General features: G+C 72.8%; 14 protein-coding genes. 6 read left to right on the plus strand and 8 right to left on the minus strand.

The window, feature by feature from the left end:
• Positions 1-83 precede the first annotated feature (83 nt).
• Positions 84-1,028, plus strand: a complete 945-nt coding sequence (locus tag HNP84_RS38395; RefSeq protein WP_185054947.1) for an alpha/beta fold hydrolase — start codon at positions 84-86, stop codon at positions 1,026-1,028.
• Positions 1,029-1,205: 177 nt separating this feature from the next.
• Here HNP84_RS38395 and HNP84_RS38400 read toward each other — a convergent pair whose 3' ends face one another.
• The gene (locus HNP84_RS38400; RefSeq protein WP_221337275.1) at positions 1,206-1,499 is read right to left on the minus strand and encodes a hypothetical protein; all 294 of its coding nucleotides are present in this window, start codon (positions 1,497-1,499) and stop codon (positions 1,206-1,208) included.
• Positions 1,500-1,934: 435 nt separating this feature from the next.
• Between HNP84_RS38400 and HNP84_RS38405 the strand changes: the two genes are divergently transcribed.
• From HNP84_RS38405 to HNP84_RS38420, 4 genes are all read left to right on the plus strand, one after another.
• The gene (locus tag HNP84_RS38405; protein ID WP_185054949.1) at positions 1,935-2,807 is read left to right on the plus strand and encodes a helix-turn-helix domain-containing protein; all 873 of its coding nucleotides are present in this window, start codon (positions 1,935-1,937) and stop codon (positions 2,805-2,807) included.
• A gap of 55 nt (positions 2,808-2,862) precedes the next feature.
• Positions 2,863-3,066 (plus strand): DUF397 domain-containing protein, encoded by a 204-nt coding sequence (locus tag HNP84_RS38410; protein WP_185054950.1) that lies wholly within the window; start codon positions 2,863-2,865, stop codon positions 3,064-3,066.
• A 577-nt stretch (positions 3,067-3,643) separates the two neighbouring features.
• The gene (locus HNP84_RS38415) at positions 3,644-3,859 is read left to right on the plus strand and encodes a DUF397 domain-containing protein (RefSeq protein WP_185054951.1); all 216 of its coding nucleotides are present in this window, start codon (positions 3,644-3,646) and stop codon (positions 3,857-3,859) included.
• Positions 3,856-4,050, plus strand: a complete 195-nt coding sequence (locus HNP84_RS38420) for a DUF397 domain-containing protein (RefSeq protein ID WP_185054952.1) — start codon at positions 3,856-3,858, stop codon at positions 4,048-4,050. The genes HNP84_RS38415 and HNP84_RS38420 overlap by 4 nt, the downstream gene beginning before the upstream one ends.
• A gap of 89 nt (positions 4,051-4,139) precedes the next feature.
• On the opposite strand, the gene HNP84_RS38425 is transcribed toward HNP84_RS38420, so the two are convergent.
• From HNP84_RS38425 to HNP84_RS38450, 6 genes are all read right to left on the minus strand, one after another.
• Complete coding sequence (locus HNP84_RS38425; protein WP_185054953.1) at positions 4,140-5,756, minus strand: trypsin-like peptidase domain-containing protein; 1,617 nt, start codon at positions 5,754-5,756, stop codon at positions 4,140-4,142.
• Between the two features lie 98 nt (positions 5,757-5,854).
• Positions 5,855-7,762, minus strand: a complete 1,908-nt coding sequence (locus HNP84_RS38430; protein ID WP_185054954.1) for a hypothetical protein — start codon at positions 7,760-7,762, stop codon at positions 5,855-5,857.
• Between the two features lie 105 nt (positions 7,763-7,867).
• A complete protein-coding gene (locus HNP84_RS38435) occupies positions 7,868-10,321 on the minus strand; it encodes a GcvT family protein (RefSeq protein WP_312926692.1) in 2,454 nt (817 codons plus the stop codon).
• A gap of 117 nt (positions 10,322-10,438) precedes the next feature.
• A complete protein-coding gene (locus HNP84_RS38440) occupies positions 10,439-12,379 on the minus strand; it encodes an alpha/beta hydrolase (protein WP_221337276.1) in 1,941 nt (646 codons plus the stop codon).
• Positions 12,380-12,443: 64 nt separating this feature from the next.
• Positions 12,444-13,112, minus strand: coding sequence for a DUF998 domain-containing protein (locus HNP84_RS38445; RefSeq protein WP_185054955.1), 669 nt, complete (start codon positions 13,110-13,112; stop codon positions 12,444-12,446).
• An 84-nt stretch (positions 13,113-13,196) separates the two neighbouring features.
• Positions 13,197-15,413: a rhamnogalacturonan lyase family protein gene (locus tag HNP84_RS38450; RefSeq protein WP_446697328.1), complete on the minus strand. Its 2,217-nt coding sequence runs from the start codon at positions 15,411-15,413 to the stop codon at positions 13,197-13,199.
• A gap of 167 nt (positions 15,414-15,580) precedes the next feature.
• On the opposite strand from HNP84_RS38450, the gene HNP84_RS38455 reads away from it, so the two are divergent.
• A complete protein-coding gene (locus HNP84_RS38455; RefSeq protein WP_185054956.1) occupies positions 15,581-18,445 on the plus strand; it encodes a glycoside hydrolase family 2 TIM barrel-domain containing protein in 2,865 nt (954 codons plus the stop codon).
• On the opposite strand, the gene HNP84_RS38460 is transcribed toward HNP84_RS38455, so the two are convergent.
• Complete coding sequence (locus HNP84_RS38460) at positions 18,442-19,722, minus strand: hypothetical protein (RefSeq protein WP_185054957.1); 1,281 nt, start codon at positions 19,720-19,722, stop codon at positions 18,442-18,444. The two genes, HNP84_RS38455 and HNP84_RS38460, sit on opposite strands and share 4 nt — an antisense overlap.
• Between the last annotated feature and the right edge of the window lie 244 nt (positions 19,723-19,966).

Below are 19,966 nucleotides of genomic sequence, written 5' to 3' on the forward strand. Positions count from 1 at the left end.
CCCCGGCACGCCGGTCGGGGCCGCTTCATCCGGCGCTTACACGTTCGTACGTGCGGCGTAACACGCCGGCGGAATGATGTTCCATGCCTTCCGGTACGGAACCCGCGGACGGCGGCCTGCTGTTCCGCGAGGTGCACGGTTACCGGCGCGCGTTCCGCATGGCCGGTGACGGGCCCCCGCTGCTGCTCATCCACGGCATCGGCGACAGCTCGGCGACCTGGGAGCCGGTGCTGCCGCTGCTCGCCCGCCGGTTCACCGTGATCGCCCCCGACCTGCTCGGCCACGGCGAGTCGGACAAGCCGCGGGCGGACTACGCGGTGGCGGCGTACGCGTGCGGCATGCGCGACCTGCTCAGCGTCCTGGGCGTGGACCGGGTGACGGTGGCCGGGCACTCCCTCGGCGGCGGCATCGCGATGCAGTTCGCCTACCAGTTCCCCGAGCGGTGCGAGCGGCTGGTGCTGGTGGACTCCGCGGGCGTGGGCGCCGAGGTGCACCCGCTGCTGCGCGCCGCCAGCGGCCCGCTGGCCGACACCGGGATCAGGCTGGTGACCTCGCCCCCGGCGCGCGCGGCGGCGCGCCTGGCCGCCCCGCTGCTGCGGCTGGGACTGGGGCTGGGCACCGACTTCGACTACGTGATGGAGCGCTACCAGAGCCTGACCAGCGCGACCGCGCGCACGGCGTTCCTGCGCACGCTGCGGGCGGGCGTGGACTTGCGCGGGCAGGCGATCACCATGCTGGACCGCTGCTACCTGACCGCGGGCCTGCCGACGCTGATCGTGTGGGGGGCCGGCGACCGGGTGATCCCGGTGCGGCACGCGTACGTGGCGCATGCCGCCATGCCGGGCAGCGTGCTGGAGGTGTTCGACCGGGCCGGGCACTTCCCGCACCGTGACGACCCGGAGCGCTTCGCCAAGCTGGTGGAGTCGTTCATCGAGACCACCGCGGCGGCGGAGTACGACCCGGAGAAGTGGCGCGCGCACCTGCGCGCGGGCCGTCCGGGCGACGGCGGCCCGTCCAGCGGCTCCTGACCGCGCGCCGCCGATCTCATGGTGCGAGCCGATCTCATGGTGCGATGGGTACGGCTTGCGCCCCTCCCGCGGCACGCAAGCCGTACGTCCATCGGTGCCGCCGTGGTCACCGCGGCATCGGGTCCGGTGCGCACGCGCGCCGGACCCGCCCCCACAAGCCGCCGCGGTCCGTGGCGCTCATCCCTCGCCTTTGGGCATGTCGAGCAGTATCAGGTGGCCCGTCCCGGAGCAGACGCGGCACTCCCTCGCGGCGTCGGCCGCGATGCCGCCGTGGCAGGCGGAGCACTGGACCAGCGAGTCGAACAGCCGGTCCCGGTAGACGTGGCGGGTGAGATGGCGCTCGATCCGCCATTCCTGCGTCCAGGCGAACGCGTCCACTTCCGCGAAAGCCGCGTCACTGCCGTTCCAGAGGGCCTTGTAGAGGAAAAACAGGGGGTTGAGGTGTAACCCGGGCGGGTTACCATGGAGCATTGAGACATCGCCTCCGTTCGAGCAGGAGCGAGCGGCGAAGTGAATCGGCTGGGTCGATGGAGCGAACATCGACCCAGCTTTCCGTCTGCGCCGCGAGGGCGGCCCCTGCCCTGTCTGCCGCGGCACAGCCGCCGTCATTCGTGAGCCGTCATTAGTGAGCATCGCCCCCTTCCCACCGAGACGGACGCCTGCGGTGCGGGCGGGCCCGTCCGGTCCGCCCGCCGACTCGGCCCCTACTTCGGATGGTGCAGGGTCACCGGCTGCTTGGCAAGGGAATTCTGGCAAATTGCCAACGGCAAATTGCCAGAGCACAAGTGTGCATCCGGAGTACACATCCGCGGGCGCGGAGGTATCTTCCCTACTACAGGCGCTATGAACAGGCGGTTTACTCAGCGCGCGGACACTCGGACGCATTCGCGGAAGGGGAGGACCGGGATGACAGCCCCTAACCCAACTCTCCGTCAACGTCAACTTGCCACAAGGCTACGTCAGTTGCGCGCGGATTCCGGGTTGACGATCGAGGACGTCGCCAAGCACCTCGACTGCTCCCCTTCGCGGATCAGTCGATGGGAGACCGCGCAGCGCGGCGTGCAGGCGCCACTGGTCAGGCAGCTCTGCCAGTTGTACGGGATCACCGACCAGCAGCAGATCGACTCGCTGCTCAACCTGGCGCGCAACGCCAAGCGGCACGGGTGGTGGCAGGAGTTCGACGACCTGGACCTCACGCCGTACATCGAGCTGGAGGCGAAGGCGGCGGCGATCAGCAACTACGAGACCAGCATCATCCCCTCGCTGGTCCAGACCGAGGACTACGCGGTCGCGATCATCCGCGGCAGCCTGCCCCGGATCAAGGACTCGGTGCTCAAGACGCGGGTCGAGGCGCGCATGGAGCGCCGCCAGCGCATCCTGCACCAGGAGAACCCGCCCGACTACTGGATCCTGCTGGACGAGGCGGCGCTGCACCGCCACGTGGGCGGCCCCGACGTGATGCGCGAGCAGCTCGAACAACTCCTTAGATATGCCGAAAAGCCCGATATAACGCTTCAAGTCATCCCTTACACCGAAGGTGCGCACATGGGGATGAATGCGGCGTTCATCCTGCTAGAGATCCCAGAACCCGGCATTTCGGACACTGTGTATATCGAGAGCCTATTGGGCGGCATTTACTACGAAAAGCCCACAGAAGTGGATAAGTTTCGCGAAGCGCTGGATCATCTACGGGCCATCGCACTCAACCCGCAACGTAGCCAAGATTTGATCAAGCGCGTGGCGGCGCGCATTGGCACCGAGCCCGAGTATCCGCGATGATGTTGCTCGCTCGCAACACCAACCTCAACACCACCAAAGGTGACAAATGACACCGATGACTCATATTCCGCCGCATGGGCTCGACTGGCGGATCTCCAGCAAGTGCAACGGTGGCGCTTGCGTCCGGGTCGCCGTGGACGGCGACACGGTATATCTGGGCGACACCAAGAACCCCGCAGTGGCCCTGAGGTTCACCCGCGAGCAGTGGCAGGCGTTCACCGCCGACATCGCGTCCGGCGCGGTATCCGCGTCCCGTTGACATCGCGAAAAGGGCGGGCCGGTTTCGGCCCGCCCTTTTCCATGCCCTGCCGCGCTCCCAACCGCCTGACCGTAATACCGGATTAACGGATGTTCTATCCGATTTGATGAGGCTAAGGTAAAATTCTGCTGGCGCGGTAGCGAGGAATGATCTGGCCGACCTCTGGAGGATGGTGTATGGAGACCCGGCGGATCTCCTACAGCGAACGGCAGGAATCCCGCCCACGCGCGGGCGCCCTGAGCACGGCGACCCTCCCCCAGCGCATCGCCGCCGGCTCAGCCGTGGCCGCGCCCGCCGGCAGCGCCGCCGGCCCTTCCTCAACGCGCACGTCGAGGTGCGCACGCCACCAGGCGGTACGCCGCCTGTCGGCCACCTAGGCGCCCGCCGGGCGCCCGCTCCATGCCGGCCGGCCTCCTGCGCCGAGGCCCCCGGGAACGGACTACGGACAACGAAGGCGGCTAAGGGCGACCCACTATGGCAGATCCATAGCGAAGGGCAGCAGCAGGCAGTGATCACACCGTAGAGATGGCATTGACCTCCTTAGTCTCGTCGGCCACAACGAACATCAGGAGAGACGATGAGACCATCCGAAACCGCACCTTCGGATCTCGACTGGCAGACGCCGCCGAACTGCGCCGGCGGCAACTGCATCCAGGTCGCCCGCAGCGGCGACGGCGTGCTGATGCGCGACTCCAAGAACCCCGACATGCCGCACATCAGGTTCTCCCCCGAGTCCTGGGCCGCCTTCGTGCGGAATGTGAAGACGGGGAGGTACGACCGCGAGAGTCGATGAACACCCCGCAGCCGGATCGGCCCGGCGGGCGCGCCCTGCCGCAGCCCGACGCCGACGACCAGATGGAGATCACCTTCGAGGACGACTGCGTACGGCTGCGGTCGGGGCTCGACGGGACGACCCTGCGCTTCTCGCTGCAGGAGTGGGACGCGTTCGTCTCGGCGGTCAAGAGCGGCCACCTCGCGCTCTGACCGCCTGACGCGATCCCACCCCGCCATGCCCGCGATCAGCACCGGCTCACTACCGGCTCAGTACCGGCTTACCACCGGCTCAGTACGGCTCAGTACCGGTTGCCCGACGGGGGCCAGGGCCGCTGGCCGACCGGCGGCGGGTACCCGCCGGGCTGCCCGCCCGGGTAGGGCCGGCCCTGGTACGGCTGGCCCTGCCACGGCTGCGCCGGCGCCGACGGGAACGGCGCCACGGCCGCCGCCTGACGGCGCTGGAACGCCCGCCGCCGCGACGAGCTGATGATCAGTGTGATGATCAGGATCAGCAGCAGGACGCCGCCGCCGATGATGGCCAGGCCCAGGCCGCCGATCTGGAAGCTGAAGCCGCCCTCGCCCGAGGCCGGGGAGGCGTTGACGTCGGCGGGCGTCTTGTCGCGCCCGGCGGCGATGGCCTCCTGGCTGTCGGTGACGTAGTTCGCGACGTACGGGTGGTCCGGGTAGAGCTGGGCCACCTTCTGGAACTTCGGCAGCGCCGCCTTGTAGCGGTCGGCGAAGAAGTCGTCGAGCGCGGAGTTGTAGACCTTGGTGGTCTCCGACTGCACCGGCTTGACGTTGTTCGCCGCCAGGAACTCGTTGACCTGGCCCACCGGCAGGATCCAGCTCTGGTTCTCCTGCGACTCGCCGGTCTCGCTGCCCAGCCCGCCGACCAGGACCCCGATCACCTTGCCGGCCTCGTTGAACACCGGGCCGCCGGAGTTGCCGCCCCAGGACGGCGCCTGCGCCTGGATGTAGGGCACGCCGCCGGTCGTGGTGCGCTCGGCGTTGAAGGCGCCCTCGGTCAGCGACGGGTACAGCTTGGACTGCAGGCTGACGAACGAGGCGTTGGTCACGATGCCGGGGAAGCCGCTGATGAACAGCTTGTCGCCGACCCGGGCGTCGCCGTCGGTGCCGAGCGTCAGCGTGGGCACGTTGCGGACGGTGCTCGACTTCAGCAGCGCGTAGTCCTTGCCGGGGTACACCTCGCCCTGCGCGATGACCTCGATCGGGGTCTGCGTGGCCGTGCGGTCCATGCCGCCGCCGGGCAGCGCCGAGATGACGTTGAGCGACTTGGTCACGTCGCTGAACTCGGCGTTGGCCGCGTTGAACTTGGTGTAGACATCGACGATCAGCTCGGTGAGCTCCTTGTCCGGCTCCACCGACCCCATCAGGTTGTTCAGCAGCTCGGTCGCGTCCTTGGTGGTCACGTCCTGGATGGACGCGGCGAAGGAGGCGCGCAGGTCCTCGTCCGACTGGCCCACGCAGTGCGCGGCGGTGACCATGTAGCCGTCGGGCGTGATCCACCAGCCGGTGCACCAGAAGGAGAGCTCGCCGTCAACGGGGCGTACCGGGTTGATCGGGGCGAGGTAGGTGTTCACGTCCGCGGAGATCTTCCGGAACACCCACTTGAAGATGCTCTGCGAGTCGGAGGGGATGCGGCCCGCCGCCACGTGCTTCTGCGCCTGATCGAAAAGGCCCTGGTAGGCGTCGGTCACGCCCGCCGTGGGCACGCTCATCTTCGCCGTGTAGGCGAGGTTGAGCAGTTGCACGGCCGGGTTGGCCTGCGCGGCGAGCCTGGTGCCGATGGCGACCTCGCGTGGCGGGTCGTCCTCGGCGTATGCCCCTCCGCCGAGCACCGCCATGTACGCCGCCAGCGCCGCCACGACCAGGGCGCGCCCTCTCCATCGCTTCACGGTTCCACCCAGTACGTCCAGATTTTTCACCACTCGCAGGACAGTGTGCGGGACGCCACTTGCGTGCGGCTTGGAGCCCGCCTGATCGCGGGGTGAAATCAGGGGGCCTGGAAGACCGGTGTGGCGGCGCCCTGGAGGGTGCGGGCGGACAGGCGCGGCGTGCGGGACGGCTCGGGGCCGCGCCGCGGGCCCCTGACGGCCAGGAAGGCGCCGTCGCCGTCGTGGCGGCCCACGGTGATGCCGGTCACCTGGCGGCTGCCCGCGGCCAGGTAGTACCAGCGGCGCGAGGGCGCGCGCCACCAGGTGCCCGAGACGATGTCGCGGCCCAGCCGGCTGCAGTCCCAGGTGTCGCGCCGCTGCCCGGTCGTGATGGCGCGGGTGCGGCCCCGGGCGGTCACCAGCAGCACGCCGCGGGTCACGCTGCCGCCGTCGGCGCCGGTGAACCGCAGGCAGATCCACCGCCCCCGCGCCCGCTCCGGCAGCCGCCCGGCCCAGAACTCCCAGGCGGTGGCCGAGCGCACCTCGCCGGCGGGCCAGCGCACCGGGCACCCGGCCCGCGTCCACGCGCCGAACCCGGCCGGCGCGGCGCTCAGCTCGTACGGCCCCGGGGCGCCGGCCTCGGCGGGCGGCGGCGGCTCGTACCGGATCGCGGCCATCCCGGCCCCGCCGAGATCGATCATCGTGTACGGGGCGCCGCCCGCCACCGCAGGCGCCCGCAGCCGGAACACCGGCCCGCGCCCCCCGCACCGCTCGCGCCCGGCGGCCACCACCTCCGCCGGCACCGGGTCGGTCACCCCGTCGCGCACCCCGAGCGCCCGCCACCGCGGCTCCGCCCCGGCCAGCGGCGCCACGGCGACCTCGGTGACCCACGGCGGCAGCAGGTAGCGCCCCGGCGCGACCTCCAGCGGCCCCGCCGCGCCCCGCCGGGCGCCCCGCGGCTCGGCGAACACCGCGACGGCGGGCCTGCGGGCAGCGGTCCCATCACCGGTGGCCCCGTCAAGGGCACTGGCGGAGGGGGTGGGGGCGGCGGACGCCACGGACGGGATCGGTGTCGCGGGCGCGGCCGGCGCGACGGGCTCGGTGTAGCGGGCCACGCGGCCGGGGACGCGCAGGAGCACCACCCGGCCGCCGCCGACCGTGCCCGCGTACAGGAGCTGGGGCGGGGTGCGGGCGGGGGCGCCCCAGGCGGCGAGGGCGCGGCCGAGGAGGGCGCGGTCGGCGCGGAGGTCGCCGCGGGGCTCCCAGGACTCGGGGCCGGGGTCGGGGGTGGCGCGCCAGGCGCCGGCGGGGACGAGCGCCACGCCGGGGCCGCCGGACCCGGGGTGGCCGGCGGGGGCGGCGCCGCGGGCGGGGGTGTGGCCGCCGCCGGAGAGGCCGAGCCAGATCGGGATGGTCGCCGCGAGCACCGCGGCCACGGTGACCGCGACCATCACCGGACGCGCCCGGGAGCCGGGCAGGCGGGCGTACACGCGGGCCAGCGTGGGGTCGGCGGACGGGCGGCACAACCGCCCCGCCGCGCCGTGGCGGGCCTCCAGCCCCGCCACGGCCGCCAGGGCGCGGGCCGGATGCGCCAGCCCCGCCGCCGCCAGCTCCTCCGGGCGCAGCCCTTCGAGCCGGGTCAGCGCGTACGCCGCGCGCGCCGCGGCCGGGAGCCGGTCCAGCTCGGCGGTGAAGCCGACGTCCTCGCCGCGCACGGTGGCCGGCACGATCTCCAGCCCGGCCCGCCACCAGGACGTGCGCCACGGGCGCCGCCGCCCGCCGGGGGCGAGGGCGTGCAGCCGGTCGCGGCGCAGGGCGGCGCGCAGCACCCGGCGCCGGGCGAGCGGGTAGAAGTCGTCACCGGCGCGGGCGGCGCGGGCCAGCGCCCTGGCCGCGAGCCGGTGCGCGGTGACGAGACGGCGCTCGGGATCGTGCTCGCGTGGCGGGAGCACCAGGTAGGCGAGCCAGACCAGGTCACGGTACGGCCGCGCCAGCGCCCGGTCGTCGCGCACCGAGCGTCTCGCCACCTTCGACCTCCCCACGATCGGTAGCCGGGCGACCACCTGATGTGACACCAGATGGTAGGCGGCGCCCCGGCGGCGCGTCCCGGATAACCGGAAAATCCCTCGGGGCTACAGGGTCCGGACGCGGGCCGAGGTGGGGTCGAACAGGGGCTCGGGCGTCACCGTGCCGGTGGCCCTGGCGCCGAACAGGTCGATGGTGATCTTGGTGCCGGGGTCGGCGTGCTCGGCCGGGAGATAGGCGTAGGCGATGGAGGCGTCCACGGTGTAGCCGTAGCCGCCGGAGGTCACCCGGCCCACCACCGTGTCGCCCACGCGGACGGGCTCGTTGCCGAGCGCCACCGCGCGGGGGTCGTCCAGGACGAGGCAGCGCAGGTGGCGGCGGGCGGGGGCCTCGCGGGCGCGCAGCAGGGCGTCGCGGCCGAGGAAGCCGCCCGGCTTGTCGGGTTTGACGCAGAAGCCCAGCCCCGCCTCGTACGGCGTGACCTCCGGGCCGATGTCGGCGGCCCAGACGCGGTAGCCCTTCTCCAGCCGCATGCTGTCGATCGCCCGGTAGCCGCCCGCGACCATGTCCTCGATCTCACCGGCCTCCCACAGGGTGCGCCAGAGCGCGGCGCCGTACTCGCTGGAGCAGTAGAACTCCCAGCCCGCCTCGCCGACGAACGTCACCCGCAGCGCCATCACCGGCACGTCGCCGAGCGTGATCTCGCGCATGGACATGAACGGGAAGTCCATCGGGTCGGGCGTCAGTTCGGCGACGATCGCCCGCGCCGACGGCCCCCACAGGCCGAAGCAGGCGTACTGGCCGGTGACGTCGGCCACCCGCACGGCCGCGCCGCGCTCGGCCGCGCGCGAGCGCAGCCAGCCGAGGTCGTGGGTGCCGAACGCGGTGCCGGTGACGATCAGGAAGTCGTCCTCGCCGCGCCGGGTCACGGTGAAGTCGCACTCGATGCCGCCGCGCGCGTTGAGCGCCTGCGTGTACGTCACCGCCCCCACGCCGCGCGCCACCTCGTTGTCGCACACCCACTCCAGGAACGCGGCCGCGTCGGGCCCGGTCACCTCGATCTTGGCGAACGACGACTCGTCGAACAGCCCGGCCCCGGCCCGGGTGGCCAGGTGCTCCGCCCCGATCGCGGTGGACCAGTGCCGCCCGGCCCACCCGCGCGGGCGCAGCCGCTCCAGCGCCGGATCGGCGTTGCTCTCGTAGTAGTTGACCCGCTCCCAGCCCGACTTCTCGCCGAACACCGCGCCGTGCTCGCGGTGCCAGGCGTACGCCGGCGAGGTGCGCAGCGGGCGCCCGGCGGAGCGCTCGTGGCCGGGGTAGCGGATGTCGTAGTAGGTCTCGTAGTTCTCCACCGTGCGCTTGAGCGTGTACGACGGCGAGCGGTACTGCCGCCCGAACCTGCGCACGTCCATGTGCCACACGTCGTACCCGGGGTCGCCGTCGGCGATCCAGCGGGCCATCACCATGCCCACGCCGCCCGCGCCCGCGATGCCGTGGGCGCAGAACCCGGCCGCGACGAAGAACCCGCCGACCTCGCTCTCGCCCAGGCAGAACTCGTTGTCGGGGGTGAACGCCTCGGGGCCGTTGATCAGCTTGCGGATGCCGATGTCGGCCATGGCGGGCACCCTGATCCGGGAGTTGGCCGCGATCTCCTCGAACCGCTCCCAGTCCTCGGCCAGCAGCTTGCCGTTGAAGTCGGCCGGGACGCGGTCGAAGGAGCGCGGGGTGGCGGTCCAGGGCGCGGAGCGGCGCTCGTACCCGCCCATGACCAGGCCCTGGACCTCCTGCCGGTAGTAGACGAGCAGGTCGGGGTCGCGCAGGTTGGGCACGGCGCCGAGGCCGCCGGGGAAGGGCTCGGTGACGATGTACTGGTGCGACATGGGCACGATCGGCACCCGCACGCCGACCATGCGGGCGATCTCGGCGGCGTACATGCCGCCGCAGTCGACCACGATCTCGCACTCGATGTCGCCCTGGTTGGTGCGGACCCGGCGCACCCGGCCCCGCTCGGTGTCGATGCCGAGCACCCGGGTGCGGGTGTGGATGCTCGCGCCGCCCTTCCTGGCGTGCGCGGCCAGCGAGTTGCACAGCGCCGCCGGGTCCACCTGGCCGTCGGAGGCGAGGTACGCGGCGCCGACGACGCCGGTGGGGTCCATGGGCGGGAACAGCTCCGCGGCCTCGGCGGCGGAGATCTCCTGGAGCGGCAGCCCGAACGTGCGCGCCCAGCCGATCTGACGCCGGATCTCCTCCATCCGCTCCGGCGTGGACGCCAGCCGGATGCCGCCGCACTCCACCCACCCCGGTGGGTGCTCGCTCGCCTCCAGCCGGCGGTACAGCTCCACCGAGTACTGGTTCATCCGGGTCAGGGTGGGGTCGGCGCGGAGCTGGCCGACCAGGCCCGCGGAGTGGAAGGTCGATCCGCTGGTCAGCTCGTCGCGCTCCAGCACGACCACGTCGCGCTCGCCCAGCTCGGTGAGGTGGAAGGCGACGCTCGCCCCGCCCACGCCGCCACCGATGATCACGATTCTGGCCGAGGCCGGCAACGCCCTGGCAGTGGCCACCCGCTCGCTCCCGTCGGATCAGGTCCGGCACGCGTTGGGGTCCGGCACGGATCCGGCCCGGCATAGACGCTAGGCGAGCCGGGCCGGAATGTCACGACACCTGACACGTGAGGACGATCACGAACGCGGGTCGGCGGCGATCACCTTGTGCAGCCGGATGGTGTCGGCCTCGGTCCAGCCGTCGGGCGGCGCCACCGCGGCCCAGCCGTCCACGACGTTGGCGCCGTACTGGTGGCCGTGGCCGGGCGGCACGTTGTTGGCGAACATCAGGTCCACCACCACCTGCCAGAACGTGACCACCGGGTACCAGCGCATGGCGGGCGCCACGTCGGGGCCGCGCGGCTGGACGTCCAGCCAGGCGGGTTTGTCCCACAGCAGGTCGGGGGTCCACCAGACCACCGGGTCGGAGGCGTTCTGCAGGTAGACGACGTGCGGCTGGGGCGGCCCCGCCAGGTCGGCGGGGAACTGGCCGAACCTGACCTCGCGCCCGCCCTGGTAGACCGGCCGCCACATCGGCGTGCCGGGCTCGCGGCCGGCGATGAGCGAACGCCAGATGGGGTTGGCGTTCGGCGGGCCGACCAGCAGCGCGCCGTCGGTGCCCTCGACCAGCGAGCGCAGGTCGCGGAAGTGCTCCTCGAAGCCGTAGGAGCCCAGGCTCTCGCCGAAGACCAGCAGCTTGGGCCGCTCGTCCGGCGCCATGGCCTCCCACCTGGCCCGCACCTCGCGCACCAGCGCCCCGGCGGCCTGCGCGGCCTTCTCGCGGTCCACCACGAACGACAGCCAGCTCGGCAGGTAGGAGTACTGCATGGCGACGAGCGCGGTGTCGCCGGCGTACATGTACTCCACCGCGTCGGCGGCCTTGGCGTCCACCCAGCCGGTGCCGGTGGTGTTCATCAGCACCAGCACCTCGCGGCGGAACGCCCCCGTACGCTCCAGCTCGTGCACCGCCAGCCGGGCCTGCTTGTCGAACGTCGGCGCCGACTCCAGGCCGACGTACACCCGGATCGGCTGGGTGGCCCTGCGCCCGGCGAACGCGCTCAGCTCCTGCACCGTGGTGGCCCGGCCGGTGAACTCGCGCCCCTCGCGCCCCAGCGTGTCCCACGGGATCAGCGAGCCCGGCCCGCCCGACAGCGCGCCCGAGCGGGGCGGGACGGTGCCGGGGTCGGTGGTGCCGTTGGCCAGTGAGGAGGTGTTGTTCATCACCTCGACGAAGTTGGCGAACAGCACGTCGTCGGCGAAGACCCCGACCAGGAACACCGCCATCGACAGCCCCACGACCTGGGCGACCAGCTTGGGGATGAACCGGCCGAGCAGGCTGATCAGCTTGCGGGTGCCGAGCCTTATCGAGCGCGCGATGGCGAGCAGCCCGGCGAAGGTCAGCGCGGCCAGCACCGCGATGACGGGCGGGAACCAGGAGATGCCGGTGTCCATCGCCATGGTCCGGCGCACCTCGCGCTGCCACTCGGCGCTGTAGAAGAGCATCAGCACGCTCAGCACGGCGGCCGCGGCGATCAGCAGCCGCCACGCGAGCGCGCGCGCCCGCGGGCTCGGCGTCAGCCCCAGCGCCCGCCGCTGCACCGCGGTGATCCCGCTGCCGAGCCCGTACCCGAGCACGGCCGCGATCCCCGAGACCGCCCCCTGCAGCACCCACGACCGCGGCAGCAGCGACGGCGACAGCGACGCGCAGAAGAACCCGAGCCCGACCAGGCTCCCGCCCAGGCCGAGCGGGCGCCGCACGACCCGGGCCTCGACCCGGACCGCCCGAGTCCGGCTCCGCGTGATCGCCCGGCCCCGGCCCTCGCCGCTCTCGCCGCTCTCGCCGGCCTCGCCGCCCTCTTCCTCGACGCCGCCTTCCTCGGCCTCGCCGTCGGTGCCGCCCTCCTCGGCCGTACCCTTCTCGGTCGCGGCGCCCTCGGCCGCATTCTCCTCGGCCGCATTCTCCTCGGCCGCGTCGTCAGGGCCGGGGCGCTCCTCGTCGCCGCGGCGCTCGGCTCCCGCGCTCCTCAGCCCGGACGCGACCCAGGCCCACGCGGCCGCCGCCGCGGCTGCCGCCGCCATCGTCCTCGGTGAGGACCGACCCGCACCCAAGCCGCCTCACCCTCCCCGATCAGGGACACGGCTGTCACCCTTCCTGCCCGACCCTAACCCTTGGGGGGATCACGCGTGCGGGCCGGCCGGGGTGGAGCGCGGCCCAGGCGCCCAGGGCGAGCACCGTGGCGACCTCGGTCACGGCCAGGCCCCGCTCGACCAGGCCGAGGGGCATGACCCGCCACCACGCCAGGCCGTTGAGCCCGGCGTGGACGATCACGGCGGTGATGCCGGCGACCCAGAGCAGGGAGGCCAGGCCGAGCAGGGCGGCCACGCGGGCGGCGGGGCGGCGCCACCAGGGCCGGGTGAGGAGCAGTGCGGCCACCGGCAGGCTGGCGAACGCGACCACGCTGGCGATCCGGTGGATGGTGCCGCTCATGCTCGGGCCGACCGTCCAGTCGTGCTTGGGGAACCAGGCGACCGTGACGAGGGCGGCGCACCACAGGAGCAGCGCGAGCATGCCGAGGGAGAGGGCGGCGGCCAGGCGCCGGCGTACCAGGGAGACGCCGATGGCCAGCGAGCCGGCCGCCAGCGCCACGACCGCGAGGGCGAAGATCCAGCCGCCGGGGCCCAGCCCGTGCTGGCTGATCGTGCGCCGTGCGAGGTCGAACTCACCGGTCGTCATGGCGTACGCGTCGAGCGCCAGGATGACCGCGCTCCCCGCCCCGACCGCCCACAGCCCCGCGCGAGCGCCTGCCTGCACCTTCCGGCCCCCTTCCCGGCTCGTCCGTCTCCCTCAGGATGCCGCTCGGGGGATAAAAGCCGCATTCAGCCGGGGGTCATGACGTCACCTCACGTAGATGTTCGGCCGGGGCGGGGTGGACATGCCGTCGCCGATGAAGAAGCTCGGGTGCGGCGGCTGGTTGTAGGCGGTGTTCTGCCAGGCCAGGGCGGTGCGGTACTGGGCGTCGTGCAGCAGCGTGACGATCCTGCGGTCGGTGGGCGTGGTGGTGGCGTGGATGCGCAGGGCGGTGTCGTCGGCGGTGGGCCAGATCACCTCTTCGCGCCAGTCGCCGAGCAGGTCGCCGGAGAGGGACGGGGTGGACTTGGTGCCGTTGTTGGAGTGGACGCCCGACGCGGTGAGCAGGCGGGTGTCGCCGCCGGCGCCGTACTTGTCGATCCTGGTCGCGTCCACCAGCTCGCGCAGCGGGTCGCCGTCCCACCAGGCCAGGAAGTTCGCCGAGGAGGGCTGGCGGCCCGCGGCGGCGCCGGTGCCGGTGTAGGTGCCGGACATGTTGGTGCCCGAGCCCCAGAACTCGGCCCCCGCGGTGGCGGCGGAGATGTCGGCGGCCACGCCGCGGCCGGGGCCCTCGGCGCCGCCGTTGTTCGGGCGCCTCCAGATGATCTGCCCGGTACGCGCGTCGTGCACGTCGGCGGAGGGCTGGCTGCCCGACTCGTGGATGGTGAACACCTCCAGGCCCTGCCGGGACGGGATCAGGTCGCCGACGTGCAGGGCGTCGCCGTGGCCGTAGCCGGTGGAGTACAGGCCGGCGCCGTTGTCGTCGATGGTCGCCGCGCCGTACACGATCTCGTCGCGGCCGTCGGCGTCCACGTCGGCGATGGAGAGCTGGTGGTTGCCCTGCCCCGCGTACGCGCCGTTGCCGGAGGTGTTGGAGTCGAACGTCCAGCGCCTGGTCAGGGTGCCGTTGCGGAAGTCCCAGGCGGCGATCACGGCCCGGGTGTAGTAGCCCCTGGCCATGATCAGCGACGGGCGGGCGCCGTCGAGGTAGGCGGTCCCGGCCAGGAACCGGTCCACCCGGTTGCCGTAGGAGTCGCCCCAGGACGAGACCGAGCCCCGGCCCGGCACGTAGTCCACCGTGGACAGGGCCGCGCCGGTGCGGCCGTCGAACATGGTCAGGTACTCCGGCCCGGTGATGATGTAGCCGTCGGCGTTGCGGTGGTCGGCGGAGGCGTTGCCGATGGCGACGCCGCGGCCGTCCACGGTGCCGTCGGCGGTCTTCATCGCGACCTCGGCGCGGCCGTCGCCGTCGTAGTCGTAGACCTGGAACTGGGTGTAGTGCGCCCCGGCCCTGATGTTGCGGCCGAGATTGATCCGCCACAGCCGCTGCCCGGTGAGCGTGATGCCGTCCACGTAGACCAGGCCGGTGGTGCCGGCCTGGGAGTTGTCCTTGGCGTCGTCGGGCTCCCACTTCAGCACCAGGTCGAGCCGGCCGTCGCCGTCGAGGTCGCCCACACTGGCGTCGTTGGCCGAGTGCGCCGAGCTGGGCGGGCTGATCGGCACGTCGAGGTGGCCGCCGCCGGTGAAGCGCAGCGACGGCTCCGACGGCGCCTGCTCGGTTCCGTTCACCACGGCCCGCACCGTGTACGAGGCGTCCGCCGCCGCGCCGCCGTCGAGGTAGTTGGTGGACCCGGTGATCGGGCTGGAGTTGACCCTGGTCGAGCCGCGGTAGAGGTTGAAGGACACGTCGGCGGGGTCGGTGCCGAGCAGCCGCCACGACACCAGGTTGCCGCCGCCGCTGCGGACGCTGATCAGACCGCGGTCGAGGTCTTCCATCTGCCTCGCCCCGGGGGGCGGGGTCGTGGGGGTCACAGTGGGGGTCACCGTGGGGGTCACGGTCGGCGTCGCCGTGGGGTCCACCGTGCCGGTGCAGGTCGTGCCGTTGAGGGCGAAGGACGCCGGGGCCGGGTTGGCGCCGGTCCAGCTCGCGTTGAACCCGAACGACACGCTGCCGTCGGTGGGGATGCTCGCGTTGTAGCCGGCATCGGCCGCGGTCACGGCCGCGCCCGACTGGGTGACGGAGGCGTTCCACGCCTGCGTGATCTGCTGGCCCGCGGTGAAGCTCCAGGTCAGCCGCCAGCCGTTGACCGGATCGCCGAGGTTGGTGACGGTGACGTTGCCGGTGAAGCCGCCGGGCCACTGCGAGCCGACGGCGTACGCGGCGCGGCATCCGGCCGCCGCGGCGTGCGCGACGACGGTGGTGACGCCCGCGGCGAGGGTGACCGCCGCCAGGACCATCAGGGGGGTGAATCGGGTCAAGCGCACGATGTCTCCTCATCGGGTCAGGTAAGCGCTTCCCCACAGTGTTGGGCCGTCCTGGCACGGGGTCATGGGTCTCCGGGCGGGGCGGGCCGCCACCTGCGGGGGGCATGCCCTCCGGCTGAAAATTTCAAGCCTGCCGATGCCGGGCCGCATGGTGAACGATCAGGAGCATGAGCGAATACCGTGATTTCTCTCCCGGGTCCGGCCGTCGCGCCCCGCGCGCCGCGTTCGCCTCCGACGCGCCCCGGATCGACCTGAACGGCGTGTGGCGCTTTCACCTGGCCCCGGCGCCCGGGGCGGCGCCCGAGGGGTCGCACCTGCCCGGGTTCGACGACTCCGGGTGGGGCGAGCTGCCCGTGCCCGCGCACTGGCAGCTCCACGGGCACGGCCGCCCGGCGTACACCAACGTCGTGTACCCCTTCCCGCTGGACGCGCCGCACCCGCCGGACGAGAACCCGACCGGGTGTTACCGGCGGGAGTTCGAGCTGGACCCGCAGCGGGCCGGGCGTGGCGGGGTGCTGCGGTTCGAGGGGGTGGACTCGTTCTTCACGGTGTGGCTGAACGGGCGGGAGCTGGGGTGCTCGGCCGGGAGCAGGCTGCCCGCGGAGTTCGACGTGACGGGGGCGCTGCGGGCGGGGCGGAACGTGCTCGCCATACGGGTGACGCAGTGGTCCGCGGGGAGCTACCTGGAAGACCAAGACATGTGGTGGTTGTCCGGGATATTTCGTGATGTGGTGTTGCTTGAGCCGCCGGTCCTGAATGACTTCTTCGTCCACGCCGACTACGACCACACCACCGGCGGCGGGACCGTACGGATCGAGACCTCCGTCCCCGCCACGCTCACCCTCCCCGAGCTGGGCCTGCACGGCGTGCCCTCGGACGAGCCGCACTCCATCCCCGCCGTCGAGCCGTGGACCGCCGAGACCCCCCGCCTGTACGACGCCGAGCTCGCCACCGGCGGCGAGCGGGTGGCGCTGCGCATCGGCTTCCGCACCGTACGCGTCGAGGACGGCCTGCTCACCGTCAACGGCAGGCCGATCCGGTTCCGGGGGGTGAACCGGCACGAATGGCACCCCGAGACCGGCCGGGCGGTCTCGGAGGAGACCATGCGCGCCGACATCCTGCTGATGAAGCGGCACAACGTCAACGCCGTGCGCACCAGCCACTACCCGCCCCACCCGCGTTTCCTGGAACTGTGCGACGAGCTGGGGCTGTGGGTGGTCGCCGAGTGCGACCTGGAGACCCACGGCTACTTCTTCGTGGACTGGCGCGGCAACCCCAGCGCCGACCCGCGCTGGCGGGAGGCGTACCTCGACCGGATGCGGCGCATGGTGGAGCGGGACAAGAACCGGCCCAGCGTGATCATGTGGTCGCTCGGCAACGAGTCGGGCACCGGCGACAACCTGCGCGCGATGGCGGAGTGGACCCGCGAGCGCGACCCGTCGCGGCCGATCCACTACGAGCACGACCACGACAGCACGTACGCGGACGTCTACAGCCTCATGTACCCGCCGGTGGACGAGGTGGACCGCATCGGCCGCCGCGAGGAGGAGCCCCTGGCCGATACCGCCGCCGACGCCCACCGCAGGGCGCTGCCGTTCGTGCTGTGCGAGTACGCCCACGCCATGGGCAACGGCCCCGGCGGCCTGAGCGACTACGAGGAGCTGTTCGACCGGCACCCGCGCTGCCAGGGCGGCTTCGTGTGGGAGTGGATCGACCACGGCATCGTCCACCCGGAGCACGGCCACGCGTACGGCGGGGACTTCGACGAGGAGGTGCACGACGGGAACTTCGTCATCGACGGTTTGGTCTTCCCCGACCGCACCCCCTCCCCGGGGCTGATCGAGTACAAGAAGGTGATCGAGCCGGTACGGATCTCGGTCGGCGGCGACGCGATCCGGATCGAGAACCGGCACGACTTCCGCGACCTGTCCCACCTGGCCTTCCCGTGGACGTGCGAGGAGGAGGGCGTGGTCGTCGCGGAGGGCGTGCTGGAGGACGTCACACCAGGGGAGGTCCCGCTGCCCAAGCTGCCCGAGCTGCCGGAGAACGCCGGTGAGACCTGGCTGACCGTGCGCGCGGTGCTCGCCGCCGCCGAGCCCTGGGCGCCCGCCGGCCACGAGGTCGCCTGGGGCCAGGGGCGGGTGCGCCCGGTGCCGGCGCGGCCCCGCCGCCCCCGCCGCGACCTGGACCTCGACGCGTTCGACCCGCTGACCGGGAGGCTGCGCGCGGTCGGCGGGCTGGCCGTGGCCGGTCCCCGGCTCGACCTGTGGCGCGCGCCGACCGACAACGACCGCGGCGGCCCGCTGCCCGACGAGCGCGTGTGGCGCGGCGCGGGCCTGGACCGGCTGCGGCACCGGCTGGTGGGCATCGAGCGCGACGGCGGCGACGTGGTGGTGCGCACCCGGGTGGCCGCGGCCGGGCACGACCGCGCCATGTCGGCCACCTACCGCTGGTCCGCCGAGGAGGGCGGGCGGCTGCGGCTGGAGCTCGGCGTCGAGCCGGAGGGCGAGTGGAACTTCGCGCTCCCCCGCCTCGGCCTGCGCATGGAGCTGCCGTCCGGGATCGACCGGGTCGCCTGGTACGGCGGCGGCCCCGGCGAGGCGTACGCCGACAGCAGGCAGGCCGCCCGGATCGGCCGGTACGCGATGACGGTGGAGGAGATGCAGATTCCGTACGTCTTCCCCCAGGAGAACGGCAACCGGATGGACGTGCGCTGGGCCGAGCTGACCGGCGGCGACCCCGGGCACGGGCTGCGGATCGAGGGCGAGCCGGTGTTCGGCCTCACCGTGCGCCGCTGGACCTCCGAGGACCTGGACGCCGCCCGGCACCACGCCGAACTCGTCCCGCGCGAGGCGGTCTACGTCAACCTGGACCTGGCGCAGAACGGGCTCGGCACGGCGTCGTGCGGGCCGGGGGTGCTGCCGGCGTACCGGCTGACGGCCCGGCCCGCGACGTTCGCGCTCACCTTCGCGCAGGTGACCGGCCAGCGATCTCGCGGCGCGATGCCCGGGATGCCCGGGACGGCCGGCTAGGGGATCTCGCGCAGCCGGATGCCGTGGCCGTCGGCCCGCTCGGTCCCGCCCGCGTCCACGTTGCCGATCGGGACGTGGCCGCGCACCTGGCCGTCGCGCCCGCCCGCGGTCACCCGGATGATCAGCATGCCGGGGTCGGTGCCGTGGGAGGAGTGCGGGTCGCCGGACAGCGGGTTCGGGCCGCGGGCGGAGGCGAACAGCCACTTGTGGTCCGGCGAGCTCGCGAACAGGTCGAGGGTCGGGTCGGCGCTGTGGGAGGACACCAGGTCCACGGTGTTCACGTGCGCGCCGGTCCGGCCGTCGAACACCTCGGCCACGTTGGCGTCGCGGTCCACCACCCACACGTACCGCTCGCCGGCGGTGACCGCGGTGCCGTGCGCGTCGCGCTCGGGCGAGTCGTCGTCGTACAGGATCTCGACGGCGGGGGTGTTGGGCGGGTTGGCGGCCGAGTATCCGGTCATGGGCAGCCGGAACACGGTGAACTGGTCCAGGTTGGCGGCGGTGCCCCCGCCGCCGTCGCCGTACACCCAGCCCTGGGCCTCGATGAAGCCGCAGCCGTTGGCGGGGATGTGCTCCTTGTCGTACTCGGCCACGATCGACATCGGGGTGGTGCGCCAGTCCACCGCCAGCATGCCGCCGCCGCGCAGGCTGACGAACACCGGCCCGTTGTCGGAGGCGATGAACGGGCAGATCGGCGCGTTGTCGGGACGCAGCTCGGCCGACTGGCACGGCGCGCCGTTCGGGGTGGTGCACCCGGCCAGGTCCAGGGTGGCCGCGGGCTCCTGGGTGAACGTGCCGGAGGCCCAGTCGGTGCGGATGCGCTCCAGCTTCTTGCCGTTCTGGTTGGCGATCACCAGGTAGCGGTCGTCCTCGGTGGGCCACAGCGCGTGCGCCTGCCGCGCGCCGCCCGCGCCCACCTCGGTCTGGAAGCAGGCGACCGGCTGCCGGGTGGCGGCGTCCAGGATGGCGACGTGCCCGCTGGCCACGAACGCGATGGCGGCGTGCGTCTCGGCCTTGTTGAACACCAGCATGTGCGGGCGCACCGGGTTGCGGCCGGTGCTCGCCAGGCAGGCGGCCGAGGTGGCCGCGCCCAGATCCACCGTTCCGGCCGGGGTGGCGCGGGTGCCCTCGTAGATGTGCACGGTCCCGCCGTACGCCAGGCCGTTGGTGTCGGACTGGTCCATCAGCCACACCTCGAACGACGGCCTCGGCGTCTCGGCGGCCCCCAGGACGAACGCCAGCAGCACCCCGACGGCGGCGGCTCTCCATCTGCCCATGCCCGGAGTGTCACCGGCTCCGGGGGACCGATCAAGGGTGGTGTCCCAGGTGGGCCACCCCTCTGGCGCCGGGGACCGCCGTACGGTAATACAACAACCATGGGAAGCAGCACCACGGCCTCGACTCCCCTCCCCCGCCGCGAAGATGCCGTGCGCTGCGAGAGCGTCGCCGGTGAGCGCCGGTGCGTGTTACCGCCCGATCACCTCGGCGACCACGTCTACCCCCCGGTTCGCGACGAGCCCG

This window comes from Thermocatellispora tengchongensis (genome assembly GCF_014202315.1).
In the GTDB taxonomy this organism is placed as follows: Bacteria; Actinomycetota; Actinomycetes; order Streptosporangiales; family Streptosporangiaceae; genus Thermocatellispora; species Thermocatellispora tengchongensis.

Coding starts and splice junctions, on each gene's coding strand:
- HNP84_RS38395 (WP_185054947.1), top strand. CDS start 84: ATGCCTTCCGGTACGGAACCCGCGGACGGCGGCCTGCTGTTCCGCGAG.
- HNP84_RS38400 (WP_221337275.1), bottom strand. CDS start 1,499: ATGCTCCATGGTAACCCGCCCGGGTTACACCTCAACCCCCTGTTTTTC.
- HNP84_RS38405 (WP_185054949.1), top strand. CDS start 1,935: ATGACAGCCCCTAACCCAACTCTCCGTCAACGTCAACTTGCCACAAGG.
- HNP84_RS38410 (WP_185054950.1), top strand. CDS start 2,863: ATGACTCATATTCCGCCGCATGGGCTCGACTGGCGGATCTCCAGCAAG.
- HNP84_RS38415 (WP_185054951.1), top strand. CDS start 3,644: ATGAGACCATCCGAAACCGCACCTTCGGATCTCGACTGGCAGACGCCG.
- HNP84_RS38420 (WP_185054952.1), top strand. CDS start 3,856: ATGAACACCCCGCAGCCGGATCGGCCCGGCGGGCGCGCCCTGCCGCAG.
- HNP84_RS38440 (WP_221337276.1), bottom strand. CDS start 12,379: ATGGCGGCGGCAGCCGCGGCGGCGGCCGCGTGGGCCTGGGTCGCGTCC.
- HNP84_RS38455 (WP_185054956.1), top strand. CDS start 15,581: ATGAGCGAATACCGTGATTTCTCTCCCGGGTCCGGCCGTCGCGCCCCG.
- HNP84_RS38460 (WP_185054957.1), bottom strand. CDS start 19,722: ATGGGCAGATGGAGAGCCGCCGCCGTCGGGGTGCTGCTGGCGTTCGTC.